The sequence below is a fragment of the Qaidamihabitans albus genome (assembly GCF_016464705.1).
In the GTDB taxonomy this organism is placed as follows: domain Bacteria; phylum Actinomycetota; class Actinomycetes; order Mycobacteriales; family Pseudonocardiaceae; genus Qaidamihabitans; species Qaidamihabitans albus.
Genome location: NZ_JAEHOB010000007.1, coordinates 106,735 through 125,645, shown reverse-complemented (window position 1 = coordinate 125,645; position 18,911 = coordinate 106,735). Strand labels below are relative to the sequence as shown.

Annotated in this window: 17 protein-coding genes; 9 read left to right on the top strand and 8 right to left on the bottom strand. The window is 71.5% G+C overall.

Annotated features, from left to right (window positions below; all coding sequences use genetic code 11):
- The first annotated feature begins 36 nt into the window (after positions 1-36).
- Positions 37-1,815 carry an ABC transporter family substrate-binding protein gene (locus JAP66_RS15765; RefSeq protein ID WP_199432490.1) on the top strand — a complete coding sequence of 593 codons (1,779 nt, stop codon included), beginning with the start codon at positions 37-39 and terminating at the stop codon, positions 1,813-1,815.
- Here the strand turns inward: JAP66_RS15765 and JAP66_RS15760 are convergent.
- Positions 1,812-2,702, bottom strand: a complete 891-nt coding sequence (locus tag JAP66_RS15760; protein ID WP_199432489.1) for a sigma-70 family RNA polymerase sigma factor — start codon at positions 2,700-2,702, stop codon at positions 1,812-1,814. The genes JAP66_RS15765 and JAP66_RS15760 overlap by 4 nt on opposite strands.
- An 87-nt stretch (positions 2,703-2,789) precedes the next feature.
- On the opposite strand from JAP66_RS15760, the gene JAP66_RS15755 reads away from it, so the two are divergent.
- Together JAP66_RS15755 and JAP66_RS15750 are read left to right on the top strand one after the other, a co-directional pair.
- A complete protein-coding gene (locus JAP66_RS15755; RefSeq protein ID WP_199432488.1) occupies positions 2,790-4,223 on the top strand; it encodes an MFS transporter in 1,434 nt (477 codons plus the stop codon).
- 2 nt (positions 4,224-4,225) lie between these two features.
- Positions 4,226-4,618, top strand: a complete 393-nt coding sequence (locus JAP66_RS15750; RefSeq protein ID WP_199432487.1) for a VOC family protein — start codon at positions 4,226-4,228, stop codon at positions 4,616-4,618.
- A 26-nt stretch (positions 4,619-4,644) separates the two neighbouring features.
- On the opposite strand, the gene JAP66_RS15745 is transcribed toward JAP66_RS15750, so the two are convergent.
- The 5 genes from JAP66_RS15745 to JAP66_RS15725 form a co-directional block, all read right to left on the bottom strand.
- Positions 4,645-5,697, bottom strand: a complete 1,053-nt coding sequence (locus tag JAP66_RS15745) for an ABC transporter ATP-binding protein (RefSeq protein WP_199432486.1) — start codon at positions 5,695-5,697, stop codon at positions 4,645-4,647.
- On the bottom strand, positions 5,697-6,782 hold the full coding sequence (locus JAP66_RS15740) for an ABC transporter ATP-binding protein (protein WP_199432485.1): 1,086 nt from the start codon (positions 6,780-6,782) through the stop codon (positions 5,697-5,699). The genes JAP66_RS15745 and JAP66_RS15740 overlap by 1 nt, the downstream gene beginning before the upstream one ends.
- Positions 6,779-7,750 (bottom strand): ABC transporter permease, encoded by a 972-nt coding sequence (locus tag JAP66_RS15735; RefSeq protein ID WP_199432484.1) that lies wholly within the window; start codon positions 7,748-7,750, stop codon positions 6,779-6,781. Before JAP66_RS15735 ends, JAP66_RS15740 begins: the two co-directional genes overlap by 4 nt.
- Positions 7,743-8,723: an ABC transporter permease gene (locus JAP66_RS15730; protein WP_199432483.1), complete on the bottom strand. Its 981-nt coding sequence runs from the start codon at positions 8,721-8,723 to the stop codon at positions 7,743-7,745. The genes JAP66_RS15735 and JAP66_RS15730 overlap by 8 nt, the downstream gene beginning before the upstream one ends.
- A 157-nt stretch (positions 8,724-8,880) precedes the next feature.
- Positions 8,881-10,635 (bottom strand): ABC transporter family substrate-binding protein, encoded by a 1,755-nt coding sequence (locus JAP66_RS15725; protein ID WP_199432482.1) that lies wholly within the window; start codon positions 10,633-10,635, stop codon positions 8,881-8,883.
- 434 nt (positions 10,636-11,069) lie between these two features.
- Here JAP66_RS15725 and mshB point away from each other — a divergent pair, with 434 nt between their 5' ends.
- Genes mshB through JAP66_RS15710 form a run of 3 tightly spaced genes read left to right on the top strand, consistent with a single transcriptional unit; the run spans position 11,070 to position 13,095 of the window.
- Positions 11,070-11,891 (top strand): N-acetyl-1-D-myo-inositol-2-amino-2-deoxy-alpha-D-glucopyranoside deacetylase, encoded by an 822-nt coding sequence (gene mshB, locus JAP66_RS15720; RefSeq protein ID WP_235999060.1) that lies wholly within the window; start codon positions 11,070-11,072, stop codon positions 11,889-11,891.
- Positions 11,888-12,289, top strand: a complete 402-nt coding sequence (locus JAP66_RS15715) for a hypothetical protein (protein ID WP_199432480.1) — start codon at positions 11,888-11,890, stop codon at positions 12,287-12,289. Before mshB ends, JAP66_RS15715 begins: the two co-directional genes overlap by 4 nt.
- 2 nt (positions 12,290-12,291) lie before the next feature.
- Positions 12,292-13,095, top strand: coding sequence for a hypothetical protein (locus JAP66_RS15710; RefSeq protein WP_199432479.1), 804 nt, complete (start codon positions 12,292-12,294; stop codon positions 13,093-13,095).
- A gap of 45 nt (positions 13,096-13,140) precedes the next feature.
- Here JAP66_RS15710 and JAP66_RS15705 read toward each other — a convergent pair whose 3' ends face one another.
- Complete coding sequence (locus JAP66_RS15705) at positions 13,141-13,914, bottom strand: site-2 protease family protein (RefSeq protein ID WP_199432478.1); 774 nt, start codon at positions 13,912-13,914, stop codon at positions 13,141-13,143.
- A 263-nt stretch (positions 13,915-14,177) separates the two neighbouring features.
- Between JAP66_RS15705 and JAP66_RS15700 the strand changes: the two genes are divergently transcribed.
- Complete coding sequence (locus JAP66_RS15700) at positions 14,178-14,498, top strand: WhiB family transcriptional regulator (protein WP_307849578.1); 321 nt, start codon at positions 14,178-14,180, stop codon at positions 14,496-14,498.
- Between the two features lie 125 nt (positions 14,499-14,623).
- Positions 14,624-17,974 carry a glycosyltransferase family 2 protein gene (locus tag JAP66_RS15695; protein ID WP_235999046.1) on the top strand — a complete coding sequence of 1,117 codons (3,351 nt, stop codon included), beginning with the start codon at positions 14,624-14,626 and terminating at the stop codon, positions 17,972-17,974.
- On the opposite strand, the gene JAP66_RS15690 is transcribed toward JAP66_RS15695, so the two are convergent.
- Positions 17,935-18,396, bottom strand: a complete 462-nt coding sequence (locus tag JAP66_RS15690) for a metallopeptidase family protein (RefSeq protein ID WP_199432687.1) — start codon at positions 18,394-18,396, stop codon at positions 17,935-17,937. The genes JAP66_RS15695 and JAP66_RS15690 overlap by 40 nt on opposite strands.
- A gap of 102 nt (positions 18,397-18,498) precedes the next feature.
- On the opposite strand from JAP66_RS15690, the gene JAP66_RS15685 reads away from it, so the two are divergent.
- Entirely contained in the window at positions 18,499-18,855 is a 357-nt protein-coding gene (locus JAP66_RS15685) for a DUF3499 domain-containing protein (RefSeq protein WP_199432477.1), read from the top strand.
- Positions 18,856-18,911 lie beyond the last annotated feature (56 nt).

Sequence of the window (18,911 nt, the reverse complement as noted above, 5' to 3'; positions counted from 1 at the left end):
ACGACGACGGTTCAGGCGAGCAGGAGGGGCTGCGGCGTGCGGGCGACTGGCAAGGGAAAGGCAGCCGCGGCACTGGCGCTCGCATTCGCACTGGGGGCGAGCGGGTGCACCAACACGCCACCTCCGCCGGTGGTGTCCTCGCCCGCCGCGCAGAGCGAACCGCCGCCCGAGGACACCGCCTCGCAGATCGTCGTCAGCCTCGACGCCATCGTCGGCGGGTACAACCCGCACAACCTGGCCGACTCGTCCACCATCACCTCGGCGCTCTCGCAGATGCTGCTGCCGTCGGTGTTCCGGCCGGACGAGGAGGGCGTGCCGACGCTCGACGAGAGCCTGATGACCTCCGCGAAGGTGACCTCGCAGGAGCCGTTCACGGTCGTGTACCAGATCCGGCCCGATGCCTCCTGGTCGGACGGCGCCCCGATCGCCGTCGAGGACTTCGCCTACCTCGCCGACGCGATGAAGAACCAGCCAGGCGTCGTCGATCCCGCCGGGTACCGGTTGATCTCGGGCATCCAGCCGGGCGAGGGGGGCAAGCGGGTCGAGGTCACGTTCACCGACCCGTACCCCGGCTGGAAGACACTCTTCGACAACCTCCTCCCCGCACACCTGCTCAAGGACGCCCCGGGCGGCTGGCAGGGCGCGCTGGCGGACAGCTTCCCCGCCTACGGCGGCCCGTTCTCGATCAAGACGCTGGACAACGCGCGCGGCGAGATCGTGCTCGAACGCAACGAGCGGTACTGGGAGAAACCGGCCGCCGTCGACCGCATCGTGCTGCGCCGGTCGGACCAGCAGGGTATGGCGGCCGCCCTGCGCAGCGGCCACGACCAGTTCGCGCTCGCCAGCACCGACGCCGCGGGCCGGAAGCTGTTCGAGGGGCTCGGCGACGACATCCAGCTGCACACCCTCGCCCGGCCGCGGACCGTCGAGGTGCTGTTGCGCCCGGCGGGTTCGGTGCTGGCCGACGATCAGGTACGGGCCGGCGTCGCCGCGCTCATCGACCGTGCCGGACTGATCGAGGAGGGAACCGGCGGCGGCCCTTCGGCACGGCTGCCCGCCGACGCGCACGTGCTGCCGCCCTCCGCGAGTGACTACGCGCCCACCCGGCCCGCCGCGCCCGGCCCGCGCCGGGCCGACGAGCTGCTCTCCGCGGCCGGGTACATCAAGGAGGCGGGCACCTGGCGCCGTGACGGCGAGCCGCTGTCCCTGGTGATCGCCTCTCCCGGCCAGCGGGAGCCCTACGCCGGTATCGCGAAGGCCCTCGGCAGGCAGCTGATGGCCGCCGGTGTGGACGTCACCATCGTCAACCCGCCCCCGCGCGAGCTGTTCTCCGAACTGCTCGCGATGCCGGTGAGCACGGACGGTGCCGAGGGAGACGACGGTCAGGCGAGCCCGCAGAACGGAGCGGTCGCCGTCGACATCGCGGTCGTCCCGCAGCCCGCCGGTGGTGATCCGGCGTCGGACCTGGCTTCGAGCTTCGGCTGCGGGCCAGGCTGGGACGACACGTCCGGGGACTCGGGAGGCTCGGGCAACTCCGAGACCTCGGAAGAGACCTCGATAACCCCGGCGAACCCGGCGGCGTTCTGCGACGAGAGCCTGCAACCGCGGATCGAGGCGGCGCTCACCGGCGAGGTGTCGACGGCGCCGACGCTGGCCTCGGTGGAGCCCGAGCTGTGGCGGGAGCACGTCGCGATCCCGCTGTTCCAGCTCAGCGAGACCCTCGCCATCGGCAGCGGCGTGCTCGGCGTGACGCCGGGCCCGCCGCTGGCCGGCCCGTTCTCCTCCGCCGTGAACTGGACCCGGGGCAACCGCTAGCCGAACCGGATGACTCCGGCTGCCAGCCGCCGCACGCGGTCGGGGTCGCGTATGCCGTAGATCTCGACGATCCGGTCGCCCACGACGACGAAGGCGACCATCGACACGGGGCGGCCGTGCCTGGCGCTGATCACTCCGGGGAGACCGTTGACCAGCACCGGGTGGAGGTCGGCGCCGTGGGCGGCACGCGCCTGCCTGGCGACCGTCGCCGCCCCCCGGTATACGGCGGGTGACCGGCCTGGGCCGTAGTCGGCGTGGAAGACGACGCCGGGGTCGAGGAGCTCGACGAGCGCGGCGAAGTCCCCAGCGTTCGCGGCCGCGTAGAACGCGTCGACGACCTCCCGCTGCCGGGCCCGGTCCGGGTCGGGAGAAGGCGGCTCGGCGCCCCGGACGCGCCGGCGGGCGCGGCTGGCGAGCTGGCGGGCGGCTGCCGGGCTGCGGCCCACCAGGGGGGCGATCTCGTCGAAGGGGAGGTCGAACATGTCGTGCAGCACGAACGCCAGCCGCTCGGCCGGGCTGAGGGAGTCGAGAACCACCAGCAGCGCGAGACCGATCGAGTCGGCGAGCAGCACCTCCTGCTCGGCGTCGACCGCGGCACCGGCGGCGGCGATGACCGGGTCCGGCAGCGGCTTTCCGACCGTGTCCACGAGCTCCTCGCGCCGGCGGCGACGCGACCTCAGCAGGTGCAGGCACTCGCGGCCGACAACCGTGGTCAGCCAGCCGCCGAGGTTGTCGATCTTGTCGGCCTCGGCCCGGTCGAGCCGGAGCCAGGCGTCCTGGACGGCGTCCTCGGCCTCGGACAGTGATCCCAGCATCCGGTAGGCCACCGCACGCAGCCGCGGCCGGTGCTCCTCGAAACGTTCGGCGAGCCACTCGTTCTCGTCCACCTGTCACACCATTCCCTCGGGCGGGCTCATTCGGGATGAGCCCGCCGACCGGCGGAACGTGACGAACGGCAAAGGGGGAGAACTGCTGTGACCGACGGAATCGACCGGATGAGCCCGGAGGCACACGTCGATCGGCAGCGGGACCGGTGGTGGCTGGTGGCGGCCGTCGGCCTCGCCGTGTTCATGGCGTCGGTGGACATGAGCATCGTCGCAGTCGCGCTGCCGGTGATCGAGGGTGACTTCGAGATCACGACCAGTATGACCGAGTGGGTGCTGCTCGCCTACCTGCTGCCGCTGGCCGGTCTGGCACTGCCCAGCGGTCGCTGGCTCGACACGGTCGGGCACCGGCCCGCCCTGGTGTTCTCGCTCAGTGGTTTCGCGCTCGCGAGCGTCGCTGCCGGGCTCGCTCCCGGCCTGGCCTGGCTCATCGCCGCACGGCTGGTCCAGGGAACGTTCGGCGCGCTCCTGTTCTCGCTGGTGCCCGCGTTGGCCACGACGGCCGTGCGGGCGCAGGCACGCGGGCGTGCCATGGGACTGATCACGACCCTCGGCCCGGTCGGGCTGATCAGCGGTCCGGTGCTGGGTGGCCTGATCGTCGACGGATTCGGCTGGCCGGGGATCTTCTTCGTCAACGTCCCCGTGAGTGCCCTCGTGCTGGCGGCCGGGCTGCGCATGCTGCCACCCGGGGCCCCGTTGCGCGCGCCCGATCGCTCCTGGTGCGCCGAGGCACTCCTGCTCAGCGTCGCCGTGGCCTCGGTGCTACTCGCGCTCACGCTCACCGCGAGCGACGGGCCTGCGTGGATGACGCTCGCGCTCCTGGGGGCGCTCCTGCTCGGCCTGTGGCTGCGCATGCCCACCAGTGCCGCCGTCCGTCGGCTCCTGCGCTCGCCGGGGGAGTCGGGGCCGCACCTGGCCTTGACCCTGGCGGCCACGGCCATCGGCACGGTCTTCTTCATCACCCCCTACTTCCTGCAGCGGTCGCTCGGCATGTCCGCGTCGGCGGCCGGGGTCACCATCCTCGCGTTCCCGGTGGGAATGGCGCTCACGGGACTGATCGGTGGGTTCCTGGGGGACTGGTGGGGGCGGCGTCGGACGGCGGCCCTCGGCGCCGCCCTGTTCACCGTCGGCCTGGCGCTCGTGCTGCCGATGGACGGAGCCTGGGGGCTCGGCGATCTGGTATGGCGCCTGTTCCTGGCGGGCTGTGGCAACGGGCTGTTCAACGCCCCCAACATGGCGATCGCGATGACCAGCGCGCCGCGGGCGCTGCTGGCGACGACGGGCGCCTCGACCAGCCTCGCCCGCCAGGCGGGCTTCGCCCTTGGGCCGGCACTGGCCACCCTGACCTGGGCGCTCTCCTCCTACCGGCCGGAAGGGATGCGGGCAGCCGTCATCGTGGCGACGGCCCTCAGCGCCGCGTCGGTCGTGGCGCTCGCGCGCACGCGGGCACCTGGCGCGGAACCCGAGGAATCAGAACTGAGTGCCGCCACGGTAAACGACGCGACGACAACGGAACGGAGATAGGGATGTCCGACAACCGGCACGATCTGGTCGGTGTGCGCTACCTGGTCGACGACGTGGCGGCGGCGATCGACTTCTACACCGAACACCTTGGGTTCACCCTGAGGATGAGTGCTGCACCGGCGTTCGCCGACGTCGTCCGCGGCAACCTGCGCCTCCTGCTGAGCGGGCCCTCCAGCTCGGCAGGCCGAGCGATGCCCGACGGCGCCGTGCCCGGGCCAGGCGGGTGGAACCGGATCCATCTGATCGTCGACGACGTCGCGGCCGAGGTGCACCGACTGCGCGCCGCGGGTCTCAGCTTCCGCAACGACATTGTCACCGGTCCGGGTGGTCAGCAGATCCTGCTGCAGGACCCGTCCGGCAACGTTGTGGAGTTGTTCCAACCCGCTGAGCGCTGAACGGTCGACCGCATCCGGACGCGGGGTCAGAGCAGCTGCGCGGCCTCCGCGTAGTGACACGCGGACGGGTGGCCCTGGCCGCGGTCCACCAGCTGCGGCTCCTCGTCCTTGCAGAGCTGCCGCTGGTTGTCGGTCAGGATGTCCGCGAACTTCGGGCAGCGCGTGCGGAACCGGCACCCGCTCGGCGGGTCCACGGGGCTCGGCACGTCACCGGTGATGACGATCCGCTGCCGGGTGCGCTCCTTGCGCGGATCGGGCACCGGGATCGCGGAGATCAGCGCCTGCGTGTACGGGTGGGCCGGGCTCTGGAACAGCTGCTCGGCGGGAGCCGTCTCCACGATCTTGCCCAGGTACATCACCGCGATGCGATCGGCGACGTGCCGCACCACCGACAGGTCGTGCGAGACGAACAGGTACGAGAGGCCGAGCTCGGCCTGCAGGTCCTGGAGCAGGTTGAGCACGCCGGCCTGGATCGACACGTCCAGGGCCGAGACCGGCTCGTCGAGCACGAGCAGCCGCGGCTCCAGTGCGAGCGCACGGGCGATGCCGATGCGCTGCCGCTGGCCGCCGGAGAACTCGTGCGGGAAGCGGTTGCCGTGCTCCGGCCGCAGCCCCACGGTCTGCAGCAGGTCGCGGACGCGCTCCTTGCCGCCGTCCTCGTGCAGCCCGTGAATGCGCAGCGGCTCGGCCACGATCTCGTTGACCGGGATCCGCGGGTCCAGCGACGCGTACGGATCCTGGAAGACGATCTGCATGCTCCGGCGGAGCTGCCGCATCTCCTTGCTGGACAGAGTGCCCAGCTCCGTGCCGTCGTAGCGGACCTCTCCGGTCGTCGCCGGCTGCAGGTTGAGCACCGCCCGCGCGGTCGTCGACTTGCCGCAGCCCGACTCGCCGACGAGCCCGAGCGTCTCGTGCGGGTAGATGTCGAACGACACGTCGCACACGGCGTGCACCTCGCCGATCCGGCGGCGCAGGAGGCCGCCGGATCGCACGGGGAAGTGCTTGACCAGGTTCCGCACGGAGAGCACCGGTGTCCGGTCGCTCTCGGTGGTGGACGGAACCGTCGCGGCCTCGGTCATCAGCGCACCTCCCCGTCGTTCGTGCCCGCGGGCAGCGGCGTCGCGTCGGACGCCGCGGTGCTGAACAGCTCGGTGGGGTCGTGGCCCTCGACGCGGTAGGCGAAGTGACAGGCGCCCAGATGGTCGGGGTCGGAGCCGGCCTCCAGCGGCGGCTCCTCGGTGTCGCAGATCTCCTCGGCGAGTGGGCACCGCGGGCTGAACGGGCAGCCCGGCGGCATGTTGACCACCGAGGGCGGTGATCCCGCGATCGGCGTCAGCCGGTCGGTCTTGACGTCGAGCCGGGGCAGGCTGCCCAGCAGGCCCAGCGTGTACGGCATCCGGGGGCGGTAGAACACGTCGTCGGCGCTGCCCGACTCGACCACCTTGCCCGCGTACATCACCAGTACCCGGTCGGCCTGGCCCGCGATCACCCCGAGGTCGTGGGTGATCAGGATCATCGCCGCACCCGTCTCCTTCTGTGCCGTTCGCAGCGACTCCAGGATCTGGGCCTGCACCGTGACGTCGAGCGCGGTCGTCGGCTCGTCGGCGATGATGATGTCCGGCCGGTTCGCCATCGCGATGGCGATCACCACACGCTGCCGCATCCCGCCGGAGAGCTCGTGCGGGTAGGACTTGGCCCGCTGCTCGGGGTGCGGGATGTGCACCAGGTCGAGGAGCTCGACGGCCTGCCTGCGGGCCGCGTCCTTGCGGATGTCGTGGTGGGCCATGATCGCCTCGGCGATCTGGTCGCCGATGGTGTAGACCGGGTTCAGCGACGTCATCGGGTCCTGGAAGACCATGGAGATGCCCTGGCCGCGGACCCGGGACAGCTCCTTGTCGGTCGACTCCAGCAGCTCGTTGCCACGGAAGCGGACGGAGCCGGAGAGCTGTGCCGAGCCGGGCAGCAGGCCCATGACGGCGAGCGAGGTCACCGACTTGCCCGAGCCCGACTCGCCGACGATGCCGAGCACCTCGCCGCGGCGCAGCTCGTAGTTCACCCCGCGCACGGCCTGCACGAGGCCGTCGTCGGTCGGGAACTGCACGGTCAGGTCCGCCACCTCGAGGACAGTGTCGGCCGTCGCCGTGGTGGGGTCTGTGGGGGTCATGCGCGTACCTTCGTCTGCTGGGGGTCGAACGCGTCGCGCAGTCCGTCCCCGATGAAGTTGATCGTGAGGGCGATCAGGATGATGAACAGGCCGGGGAAGTAGAACAGCCACGGCCGGGTCGACACCGCCGTCTTCGCCTGGCTGACCAGCAGGCCCAGCGAGGTGTCCGGCGGTACCACCCCGAAGCCCAGGTAGGACAGCGCGGTCTCGAGCAGGATCGCGATGGCCACCAGGATAGTGGCGTTCACGATCACCGAGCCCAGCGCGTTGGGCACCAGGTGTTTGAAGATGATCCGGGCGTCGCTCGCGCCGAGCGCCTTGGACGCCTCGATGAACTCCTTCTCCCGCAGCGAGAGCACCACGCCGCGCGCCACGCGCGAGACGTAGGCCCAGTACAGCCCCGCGATCACCACGGCGATCAGCCACCAGGTGCCCCCCACGTTGTGCCCGAGTACGGCGGCCACCGCCAACAGCGGGAGGGTGAGGACGAGGTCGGCGATCCGCATCATGGCGGTGTCGAGCCAGCCGCGGTAGAAGCCGGCCACGGCGCCCCAGATGGTGCCGACGATGGTGGCGAACAGCGCGACGAGCACCGCGATCCCGATGGAGATCTGGGTGCCCCGGAGTACCTGCGCGAACATGTCGCGCCCGGTCTGGTCGGTGCCGAACGGGTGCTCCCAGGAGGGCGCCTGTGACTCGTCGGGGGTGAACTGGCCGACGTCGTACTTCCACAGTGCGCCGCCGACGAAGGCGAGCAGCACGATGGCCGTCAGCACGATCAGGCTGGCCACCGCGAGGCGGTGTTGCAGGAACCGGCGCAGAACGAGCTGCGCCTGGCTCCGCTGGGCGACGGTGAACTCCCGCTCGGTCCGCGCCGGGCCGGCGAGCGTCTCGCCGGCCCCGCTGGCCTTGGTCTCGGGGACCTGCGGCGGGCTCGGGTCGATGTCGCTCTTCGGGTTGTCAGGCATAGCGGATCCTCGGGTCGAGCACGCCGTAGAGCAGGTCGGCGATCAGGTTGAACAGGATGATGAAGGTCGCCGAGACCAGCAGCCAGGCCATGATGACGTAGACGTCGCTCCCGCGGATGGCGTCGAGCAGGAAGCTGCCCGCGCCGCGCCACTGGAAGACGTCCTCGGTCACGATGGCTCCGGAGATGATCGCGCCGAGGTCGAGTGCGGTCACGGTGGTCAGCGGGATGAGCGCCGTCCGCAGGGCGTGCTTGCGCATCACCTTGCCGCGGCGCAGCCCCTTGGCCCGCGCCAGCCGCACGTAGTCACTGTTCAGCACCTCGAGCATCGACGCCCGCTGGAAGCGGCTCCAGGCCGCGAACGACAGCAGCGCCAGCGAGATGGTCGGCAGGATCATGTGGCCGAGCGTGTCGGCCACCTCGGCCCAGAGTCCGCCCGTCACGTACACCGAACTGTCACCGATCGTGTAGAGCACGGTCTCACCGACGGCGTTGTTGAAGCTGATGCCCGCTTCCTTGAGCAGGATCGCGAACCAGAACGAGGGCATCGCGAGGAACAGGAACCCGGTGAAGGTGAACGTGTAGTCGAGCCCGGAATACTGCTTCACCGCGCTCACCACGCCGACGACGACCGCCAGGATCAGAGCGATCAGCATGGCGAGGAAGATGAGCCGGAAGGTCACGGCGAACCGGCTGACCACCTCGTCGCCGATGTTCATCGTCGACTGCACCGACGGCCCGAAGTCGCCACGGAACAGGCCGGTGAGCCAGAGCCAGTAGCGCTCCATGAGCGGGTGGTCGAGGCGTAGCCGTTCCGCCTCGAGCTGAAGTACGCGGGGCGAGGGCGGCGGGTTCTTCGCCTTGAGTGCGTTCAGGGGGTTCTTCGCCAGGGACGACAGGATGAAGACGACGAACGTCGAGGCGATGAGGATCGGCACCGATATCAGCAACCGGCGCAGCGCGTAGGCGAGCATGGAGGTCTTCCTGCTGTGAGCGGGTCATCGTGCGGCGCAGCCGCTCGTGGCGGTACCACCGCGGGCAGCGTACGTCCGTGGGTGTCCGGCCGTGCGGGAGACCACCGTCGGCGACGGCGGCCTCCCGCACGGGAAGGTGGGATTCAGCGAGGCGAGATCACTCGGCCCGCAGGCCCCAGTCCTTCAGGTTGTACACCGGCCCGTCCAGCGTGGAGTTGTTGCGGACGTTGGCGAGGTTGTCGTAAGCCGCGATGAACGTCGGCTTCTGGTACAGCGGCAGGACGTAGGCGTCCTCGGACATGATCTTGTCCGCCTGGTTGACCTTCTGCGCAGCCTCCTGGCGGTTGGTCTCGGCCGCGGCCTCCTTCAGGAGCTTGTCCACCTCCGGGTTGCTGTAGTTACCGAAGTTGTTGCCCTGACCGGTGGTCCAGTTCTGGACCGCGTTGGCGAACGGGTACGGCGAGGCCACCCACGCGAACACCATCACGTCGTAGTCGCCGCTCTCCAGCGTGCCACCGAGGTCGTCGGTCGGCGCGACGTTGACGGTCACGCCGAGCTCCCTGGCCGCCTGCGCGAAGAGCTCGCAGGAGTCCTGCCTGATCTGGTTACCGGTGGTGTAGCGGATCCGCATGTCCGGAACCGGCTCGCCGTCCGGGTTCATCAGCTGCTGGCCCTGCAGGGTGTAGCCGGCGTCGGTCAGAATCTTCTTCGCGGCCTCGATGTCGCCGCTGCCCTGGCCGGTCTCACTGACCGTGTCCTCATACCCGTCCTGCCCCGGCATGAAGTTGTGGTTGTTCAGCGGTTCGACCTTGTCGGTGAACTGGCCGACGGTCTTGTCGATCAGCCCCTGCCGGTCGACGGCCGTGAACAGGGCCTGGCGCAGTGCCTTGTCCTTCAGCGCCTCGGTGTCCAGGTTGAAGTCGAAGTGCTCCCAGGTCAGGCCGAGGCCGATGTAGGAGGACACGTTCGGGATGTTCTGCACCTGCTGCACCAGGTCGACCTGCGGCTGCGGGTAGATGACCTGGACCTCGCCGTTCTGCAGGGCGGTCGGCTCCTGGGTCGCGTCCGTGATGATCCGGAAGATCACCCGGTCGAGGTTCGGCTTCTCGCCCCAGTAGTTCTCGTTGGGCACCAGAGTGATCGACTGGTTGTTCTGGAAGCGTTCGATCTTGAACGGACCGCCGGAGTAGGTCGGCACGTTCGTGCCGAACCAGTCGAAGGCGGACTTGAGGCCCTCGGGGGTGTCCAGGTCACCGTGCTCGGCGGCGATGTGCGCCGGGTAGATCGGCTGGCCGGACTCCCACAGCTGCTGCCAGTCGGTGAACGGCTCCGAGTAGGTCACGGTCACCGTCTTGCCGTTGTCGGAGCCTTCGACGGACTCGACCTGCTCGTACCCGGCCGTGGTCGACACCGCGCAGTCGGGGCAGTCCCTGCCGTTCTGGGTCTTCCAGATGTAGATGAAGTCGTCGGCGCTGATCGGGGTGCCGTCGGACCACTGCGCGTCCGGATGGATCTTGTACTCGATGGTCTGCGGGTCCTCGCTGATCATCTCCGCGGACTGGAGCACGTCCTCGTTCATGGCGAACGAGAGGTCCGGCTGGCTGTGGTAGGTGCTCGGCAGCACGGCCTTCATCACCATGCCGGTCTCGAAAACGTTGCCCTCGGAGGAGTTGAGGTTCCAGTTGGCAATGTTCTTCTCGATCGCCATGGTGACCTCGCCGCCGTCCTGCAGCTGGTCGTCCGGGGCGGAGTTGCACTCGTTGGGGTTCGAGTCGCAGTCGGCGAAGATCTGGCCGGTCTGGCCGCCACCTTCACCGTCTCCCCCGCCGTCGCCGCTGCACGCGGACATGGCCAGGGCAGCCCCGGCGATGAGCGCGGCCGCCCGGACCACGCGTGACTTCGTTGTTAGCATTGAGTCTCCTTGCTGGACGCCATCGGGTTCGAGGCGATCTCTCCCCTACGCGGCAAAGCGATCGATGTGGACCGAGTATGCAAGCCGTTAACCGTGCACGCTAAGCAGCGTCCCGGCCACTGGCCCGGCTCGACGAGCGATCGTGATGTAACGGTGATGCCGCAGTGTCTACTCCGAAAGAGTGAACATGGTCATGTCCCTCGTGATGGAGGGTGACTGTCGGACTTTTGCTCACCGGGTGCCTCTCCACGCTCTCGATCTACCACTGGGGTGACGCGGGGAGAATAGCGGAGGTATCCCGGTATGTGGACACTACGAACGAACTAAATACCGATTGGTAACATTCGTTAGCCCGTTCGGTGATGTGCCCGGGCCGTCGGCGTGCCCGCGAAGCGCGAACTAACCTGCACTCTGTGATCGCCGAACGCCGCAGGTTGCTCCTCGTGCACGCGCACCCGGACGACGAGAGCATCACGACGGGCGGCACCATCGCCAGATACGCTGCCGAGGGCGCCGAGGTCACCGTCGTGACCTGCACGCTCGGCGAGGAGGGCGAGATCATTCCGCCTGGTCTCGACCAGCTCGGCGCCTGGGCGGGCGACCAGCTCGGCGGCTACCGCGCGGGCGAGCTCGCCGCGGCCGGTTCGGCCCTCGACTGGAGCGCGCATCGCTACCTCGGCGGCATCGGCCGCTGGCGCGACTCGGGGATGGCGGGCACGCCGTCGGCCGAGCATCCAAGGGCGTTCCTGCGCGGGTCCGCCGACGAACAGGCGGAACAGCTGCTCGCCGTACTGGACGAGCTGCGCCCGCAGGTCGTGGTCGGCTACGACGCGTTCGGCGGTTACGGCCATCCCGACCACATCCGCGCGCACGAGATCACGATGTCGGCGGCCGCCCGCGCGACCTCGGTGGCCCGGGTCTTCCACACGGTGTTCTCGGCGGGCGCCGTGGCGCGCGGTCTGGCGAGGCTGAGAGAGGCGGCCGACGTGCCGTTCCGGGTGCCCGCCGACGGCGAGTTGCCCACGACGCCGGACGAGCGGATCACCACGACGATCGACGTCGCCGCGCATCTCGGGGCGAAGTTCGCGGCGCTGCGCGCGCACGAGACGCAGGTTCAGGTGCCCGGGAGCCGGGAGCCGTGCTTCGCGCTGTCGAACGGCATCGCGCAGCCGGTGCCCCCGGCGGAGTACTTCGTGCTGGCCCGGGGGGACGCGGCGGGCTCGGCGACCGACCTGTTCGGCGGACTCGACCCGTGAGCGGACCCGTCCGCGGCGCCGAGTGGGCGCTGTTCGCGCTCCTGGTGCTCGACGCCGCCCTGCTCGCGCTGCTCGAACTGTTCTACCTCCCGTTGCGCCTGGACGGCCTGATCCTGCCGCGGCTGGGCGACGTGCCCGTGCCGGTGAGCGTGCTCGTGGCGGTGGTGACGACGCCGCTGCTCGTCGCGCAGGCCGCCCGGCTGGTGCGGTCGCGGCTGGCACTGGTGCCGCTCGCCGCCTGGCTGGTGACGTTGCTGGTCTTCGGGGTACTCGGCCCTGGCGGCGATCTGGTGCTGGTGGCCGACTGGCGAGCGCTGGCGCTGCTGGCGGGCGGTGCGCTGCCCGCAGCCGTGGTGCTGGGCGGGGCGCTGGCGCGCCTCCGGACGGAAGCGAGGTAGGGATGGCCGAATCGATCACCGACAAGCAGGTCGCGGCGGTGCTGCGGCCGTTCGTGCGGGCGACCGGGCCGACCCTCGACGCCCTGCGCGAGGCGGACCCGCTCGGCCTGGTCGCCGGAGCCGCTGACCGGGATGTCGCCGGGCAGGCGCGGCTACCTCGGCGGCGGCGGGACCGGCTGCGCGACCGGCTCTCGGCGATGAAGGTGCCGGGCACCGGGGCATGGGCAGGCATGGACGCCGCGGAGCGAACCGACTGGTGGATCAACCGGGTCGGCCGGGTCACCTCACTGGTTACGGCCGTGCCCGGCCTCGGCGGGGTGCTCGCCGACCGGCTGCCCGTGCAGGACACCCTCGGTGCGGCGTCGCAGGGCCTGGTGCTCTGCGCGATCGCAGGCGAGCGCGGCGTAACCGGAATCGGCGACCGGGTGCGGCTGCTGGCCTGGGTGCTCTTCGAACGGGACATCGATCCCGTGGTCGCCGGGGGCAGGCACGCCGGGTACGACGAGTCGGCGCGGGAGGCCGAGGACGCCGAGACGGCGAAGCTGACGGAGGAGCTGTCGGCCTCCTCGCGCACGCACGGCCGGGTCACGGTGAAGGCGTTCGCGCGGACGCTGTGGCGGCTGGGCCGGTCGCTGCTGTCGATCACCGGCGAGCTGGAGAAGCGGCCGACCGGGCGTATCCACCACCGCGCGCTCGGGGTGCTGCCCGTCGTCGGCATGCTCGGTGACTACCTCGGTGAGCGCTCGGCCCTCAAGCGGGTCGCCGGGCGCGCGGACCGCTGGCTGACCGAGCACGCCACCTCGTGAGTGGCCACGCGAGTCAGAACCCGGGTAGCCACTCACGACCGCTGATCAGCGCCAGAACATGAAGACGTACTGGCCGACATCGGCCGCGTACTCGTCGCCGCCGATCGCGCCGAACACGAAGTCGGTCGCAGCCCAGAGCGTCTCCGCGACGCCCGGCAGGCCGATGATGAGGGCGAAGAGCACCAGCGGGGCCCACGGCCGCGCCTTCATGCCGAACTCGCGCGCCTGCGGGGAGAGGTAGGGCTCGATCGCGCCGTACCCGTCCAGCCCCGGCACCGGCAGGATGTTGATCACAAAGGCGAGGATCTGCAGCGAGGCGAGGTAGGACAGCCCGACCAGGAGGCCGAGCGGCATCTGCACGAGCGCCACCACGATGGTGAGCAGGATGCCGAGTGCGAGGTTGCTGAGCGGGCCCGCGAGCGACACCCATGACGCCACCGTGCGCGAGTGCAGCGCACCCCGGTTGATCCACACCGCGCCGCCGGGCAGCGGGATACCGCCGATCGCGAGGATGATCAAGGGCAGCACGAGCGAGAGCACCGGGTCGGTGTAACGGCGGATGTCCATCGTGAGGTAGCCCTTCGAGGCCACCTCGTGGTCCCCGCCGCGGTAGGCGACGAGCGCGTGCCCGAACTCGTGCAGGGTGAGCGACAGCGCCCAACCGCCGATCACCAGGACGAACACCCCCAGGGTGCCCAGCGGTGCTCGTTCGAGTGAACGCGTGATCGGGTCCGCGAACGCCGCGAGCGTGCCGCCCGCGGCCGTGACCGCGAGAATGAGATAGAAGAGCTTGCTGGGGCGCACGGCTGATCGTTGCACCCCCACAGTCTGTCGTACCGGGGTGCGGCGAGATCACGGCACCGTCTCGCAGGAGTGTCCGGATTCAATTCCGGGTGAGGTCGTCTCGGCGTGTCCGCTTGCGCGAGTCGCCGAAAGTATCCCCCGAACACGCGACTCGGCTTGACCTGGCCGCACTACACGGGTGTAATCACATTGATGTCATTCGCTGCCTGGCAAGGGGAGCAGCGGGTGCCCATCCGAATACCGCCAGCCTGGGAGTGCGTGGAAGCGAGGAGGCGGACGTGCGGTTAGACACTACTGGAAGGGAATGGGGGCACGTCATGGATTGGGGAACCCCGGACGAGGAGCTGGGCGTTCTCACCGATCTGTTCGACGTGTCCGACGAGCAGGACTGGCAGGAGCGCGCGCTGTGCGCGCAGACGGATCCGGAGGCGTTCTTCCCGGAAAAGGGGGGATCCACCAGGGAAGCGAAGCGGATCTGCCAGGGCTGCGAGGTCAAGGACGACTGCCTCGAGTACGCGCTCGCACATGACGAGCGGTTCGGTATCTGGGGCGGGCTGTCGGAACGGGAGCGGCGCAAGCTGAAGAAGCGTGCGGTGTGACCGGCGGCTGCGGGGCCGTAACGGCGCCGCTCGTGCCGTCCGTGCCGTGCGAGGTGGCACGGCGACCTCGCACGGCTCGTCGTTAAGGTGATCGCACCCGGATCACCTTGAAGCACGGAGGGCTCTTGCCCCGGACGACCATGCCGCCGTCGACCCGCACGGCCCCGGTACTCGCGATTCTCGTGTGCCACAACGGGGAAAGCTGGTTGCCGCTCGCGCTGTCCGCGTTGCGGCGCAGCACGATCCGGCCACGGCACGTGCTCGCGGTCGACACGGGCTCGACCGACCGGACCGCGGAGCTGCTTGCCGAGGCCGCCGCGCCCGATGCGGGCGCCGGAACGCCGGTTCTCGACGGCGTCCTCACGGTCCCGGCGGACACCGGTTTCGCCGCGGCGGTCGCCGAGGCCGTCACACGGGCGAGTGAACGTTGGGGTGACCCGGGTTCCTGGATCTGGTTGCTCCACGACGACTGCGCACCCGAGCCAGACTGTCTCGACATCCTGTTGCGCGCGGCGGAGACGGCGCCGTCGGCCGCGATGCTGGGCCCGCTCGCCGTGGACTGGACGGATCCGCGCCTCATCGTCGAGGCCGGGCTGACCACCGACGCCTCCGGCCATCGCAGGCAGGCCGTCCCCGGCAGGCTCGGCTCGGAGGGATCTCCCGAACAGAGCACCGAGGTGCTCGCCGTGCCGAGCGCAGGCGCGCTCCTCGGCCGGGCGATGTGGGAGGAGCTGGGCGGTTTCGACCAGGCGCTCTCCCTGCTCCGCGAGGACATCGACTACGGCTGGCGGGTGAACGCGGCAGGCGGTGTGGTGCTGTGCGTGCCCGCCGCCCGCCTGCGCCACGTGCGAGCCGTCGGCACCGGTCAGCGCGCCGCGGACGCCGTGCGGGGCTCGGTCGCGGCGGCCGACCGTGCCAACGGACTGCGGACCTTCCTCGTCAACTGCTCGACCGTCTCCTTGGTACTCGGCGTGCCCCGGCTCGTGCTGCTGTGCGTGCTGCGCGGCATCGGTTTCGCCTTGTTGCGCAACGGAACGCGGGCGCGGGCCGAGTTCGCGGCGGCCGGTTACCTGCTCGGCGGCTCCGCGGAACTCCGCGCCGCCCGCCGGGAACGTGAGCCCGGTGGCCCGGTGCGCGGCCTGTTCACGAGCCGGTTCAGCCGGTTGCGCGACGCGCTGCGGGGCGGGGTGGTGCAGCTGGTACGCAGGCGGGTGGCGAGCGAGGCCGCGCTCGGGAGGCTGCCGGAGGCGGCCGACGGAGCCACCGCGTGGATCCCGCCCGAGGACAGGTACAGCAGGCCGAAGCCGGTCGGGCCGGAGGCGCTGCCTGCCGGAGCCCTGCGGTCCCTCGGCTCGCGTGGCTCGGGGCTGCGCAGGCCGGCCGGCATCGTCGCGGTGCCGCTGCCCGAACGGACCGGAGGCCCCGCGGCCACCACTGATGCCGAGGACACCGGCACAGGCACGGCCGCGCGGCCGTCCCCCGGACGGCTCGCCGGCGCGGCCGGGGGCGGCCTCGTGTTCGTGGAGGTCAACCGGCGCCGGATTCTCGCGGCGACCGTGTTCTCACCGCCCGTGGCACTGCTGCTGGTGCTCACCGCGCTCGGCCTGGCCGCCAACGGTGCGCGCCTCGGCTGGGACCTCGCCGGTGGTGCGTTGCTGCCGGTCGGCGACCTGGCCCAGGTCTGGTCGACCTACCTGGGGGCATGGCATCCGGTCGGCGGGGGCACCGCGACCGCCGCCCCCGTGGCGCTGGCGGTACTCGGGCTGCTCGGCGCGCCGTTCGCCCCGCTCGGTGGGCCGGCCGCGCTGGTCGCCGTGCTGATGATCGGCCACGTCCCGCTCGCCGGGCTCGTCGCTTACGCGGCCACCCGGCGCGTCCGGGCAGGCCGGTGGGTCCGGGCCGGTGCCGCGGCCGCCTACGCGCTGCTGCCCGCCGCCACCGTGGCCGTGACGCAGGGCAGGCTCGGCGTGGTGGTGGTGCACATCCTGCTGCCCGCACTGATCGCGGGGCTGGCCGCCGTGCTCACCCGCGCGGACTCGCGCTGGCTGAGCGTGGCGGTGCTGTCCGCGCTCACCCTCGCGGTGGTGGGCGCGTTCTCCCCGCTGGCGCACGCGCTGGCGCTGGCCGGCCTCGCCGTCGGTTTCGTCGCGCTGCCCTCGGGCGGCGGACTGGCCCGCCGGGTGTCCGCCGTGGCCATCGTCGTGGTGCTGCCCGCGGTGCTGCTGCTGCCGTGGCTGCCGACCCTGCTCACGCATCCCGCGGTGTTGCTGCACGGCCTCGGTGGACCGGCGAGCGTCCGGGCCACCGCGGCGGACCTCGCCGGTCTCGCCCCGGGTGGCGGGGCGGCCATGCCCGTCGGCATCGCCGTCGTCATCGCGGCGGTCGTCGCGGTGGTCGCCCGGCCCACGGCCCGGATCGCGCCCGGACTCGCGGTGGTCGCGCTCGGGATCGCCGGCGCCGTCCTGGTCCGGCTCGTCGAGGTCGCCCCCGTGCGCGGCGGGCTGCCCGCACCGGGCTTCACGGGCGTGCCGCTGCTGATCGCCGGTGCCGGGCTGATCGGCGTCGTGCTCGGCGTGTGCGTGCCGGACCGGCGGGCCACCCCGGCCCTGTTCGGAAGGCTGGGCGCCCTGGGCGGGGTCGCGGTGCTGCTCGTGCTGGCGGCCGGCGGAGTGGCCGCCGGCCGTACCGGACCGCTCCAGGCCGACGGCTGGCGGCTCGCGCCGTCACTGGCGGCGGAACTCGCCGACACCGGCCGCGGCGTGCTCGTGCTCTCCACCCCCGGCGAGCCGGTGCGGCAGGTGGGCGGGCGGCTGCCGCGCTACGGCGACGACGCGATCGCACCCGTGCCGGGTACGGCCGAGCGCCTGGCCGGCTGGGAGCGGGACCTGCTCGCCGGCGTGCGCGACACGGTGGCCTCCGCCGCGGCCGCGGGCGTGCTGTTCGTGGTTCTCCCGCCGGGGGAGGACGCCGCCGCGCTGCGGCAGGCCGCCGGGGATCTGGTGGGTGGTGCGCCGCCGACCACCGACGGTCGCCAGGTGCTGCGGCTCAACCCGGTGAGCGGCCAGGTCACGCTCGTGTCGCCGGAGCAGGCGCGGCGCGCGGTCAGCGGCCGGCCACCCGAGGGCGAGCTGATGGACGGCAGTGCCGTGGTGCCGGTCGACGCGCGGCTGCCGGATGTGCGGGTGCGGGTCTCCGACGGTCCGGAGGGCCGGCTGCTCGTGCTCGCCGCGGAGCAGGAGCCTGGCTGGCGGGCGAGTGTCGACGGGGCGCCGGTGCCGATCGTGCCCGCCTGGGGGCGCCAGGTGGCGGTCTCGGTCCCGGCACGGCAGTCGGAGGTGGTCGTGGAGTACCCGCAGACCCTCTACAGCCTGCTGCTGCTCGGCCAGGTCGCCGCGGTGCTGTTCACGGCGCTCACCGCGATCCCGGGCCGCAGGCGCTACTCGCCCTCGATGATGTCCGGCTCGACACCGAGGTAGCCGGCGATCTGCTCGACCAGGACGTCGTGCACGAGATCGGCCAGCTCCCCCGGGTCCTTGGCCCTGGCCTCGAGCGGCCGGCGGTACAGCACGATGCGGGCACGCGTGGGCAGGCCCGCCCGGTCCACCCCGGCGGGCACCAGCCGGGACAGCGGCACGGTTCCGTCGAGCAGTACGCCGTCGACCTGCGCAGGCGGGATCTCGCGGCGCACCTCGGGCACGTCGTCAACGGCCACGTCCAGCTTGGTGAGCTCGTGCCGCCAGCGCGCCTCGATCGGCTCGAGCGCGTCGAGGACCAGTGCGTCGAACTTCTCGGCCCGGCTGGTCGCGGCGGGCAGTGTCGCGGGGTACAGCGGCCCGCGCAGACCGCGGCCGTGCCGGTCCCGGCGCAGCCGCTGCCGCTGTCGCGAACCACGAGCCATTGCCACGAGGCAAAGGGTACGCGGGTCCGCGCGGACCCTTGCCGGTGTGTCGCCGGTGCGCCTGCACGCCGTGGGCGGCACGACCGGCTATCGTGACGAACCGTGCCGAGCGTACGGAAGTGTTCGCGGACGGGCTGTCTCGAGCCCGCCGTCGCCACGCTGACCTACGCCTACAGCGACTCGACGGCGGTGGTGGGGCCGCTCGCGACGGCGTCCGAGCCGCACTCCTACGATCTCTGCGAGGAGCACGCACTGCGGCTTACGGTGCCCAAGGGCTGGGAGGTCGTGCGCCACGAGGGCGACTTCTCCGCACCGGAGCCCTCCGGTGACGAGCTGACCGCGCTGGCCGAGGCCGTGCGCGAGGCCGGCCGTTCCGACCGCGCGCCACGGCCCGCCGAGCAGGCCGAGGCCACCTCGGGCCGGCGCGGGCATCTGCGTGTGCTGCCCGGCCGCGGCTGAGCCACGGCACGTGTCGGTAGGCTTCCCCCCGGGTATCGAGGCTTGCGTAAGCCACC